At 54.0% G+C, this 954-nt stretch carries 1 pseudogene; it reads right to left on the reverse strand.

What is annotated here, in order from left to right:
• A pseudogene (locus ACT3UA_RS18945) lies at nt 1-904 on the reverse strand (IS3-like element ISAar37 family transposase); the annotation flags it as partial.
• Nucleotides 905-954: the final 50 nt, after the last annotated feature.

Genomic DNA, 954 nt, shown 5'->3' on the forward strand with positions numbered 1-954 from the left:
TCTGAATGAAAAACAGTCCCAGCGCTGATGAAACCACGCGACATCGCGAGCTGCATCGCATCGATAACCAGTTGCGTTTGCATGTTCGCACCCATTGACCACCCAACGATCTGACGTGAATACAAGTCGATCACCGTCGCCAGATACAGCCACCCTTCACCGGTTCGCAAGTAGGTAATATCGCCCACCAACTTGGTTCCAGGTCGGGACGAACGAAAATCACGGCGGCCGAGCTTATCGACCATGTGATTCTTGATATGAGCGGTCCTGGCTTGCTGGTCATGCACCGTGGTGACTTTGAAAGCACTCACTCGTTTAGCCTTGAGCCCGTGCTCGTTCATGATCGACAACACCGTGGATTTCGGCACGTACTGCTTGTGGTTGTTGCGAATCAAATCCACTAATTGACCGGCACCAGCCACCCCGTTAGAAGCCTCGTACTCGGTCAGGACCAGAACGGTGCGCATAGCCCGCAGGGCCTTGGCTTCGCTGAGCTCAGTGGACGGGTTCAACCACCGGTAATACGAAGCGCGCGAGACCTCTAGCTGCTGGCACATCCAGTTCACCGGATACTTCGCGCTGTGTTCCTTGATGAATCGGAAGATCGCGCTTATTTCTTGCCCTTCGAGGCGAAATAGGCGCTGACATCTTTTAAAAATTCGTTCTCCCGTTTCACCTCCGCCAATTCCCGGCGCAGCTTCTCGTGCTGGGCCCATTCCACCGGTCCGCGTTCTTCCGTTTCGGTCTCTGGATGCTCGGTTCGGTAGGTGCGAACCCAGTTTCCAAGGGTTCCTTCGTTGATTCCCAGTGATTCTGAAACCTCGACCAGGCTTTTTCCTGAGGAGAGCACCAGTTCCACCGCTTCTGCACGGAATTCCGGGGTGAATTTCTGACGTTTGGACATGCACTCATTCTCCTACATACGCGTGTCTCACAACATCATGACAGCTCAAT

The organism is Glutamicibacter sp. 363 (assembly GCF_052379505.1).
GTDB lineage: Bacteria > Actinomycetota > Actinomycetes > Actinomycetales > Micrococcaceae > Glutamicibacter.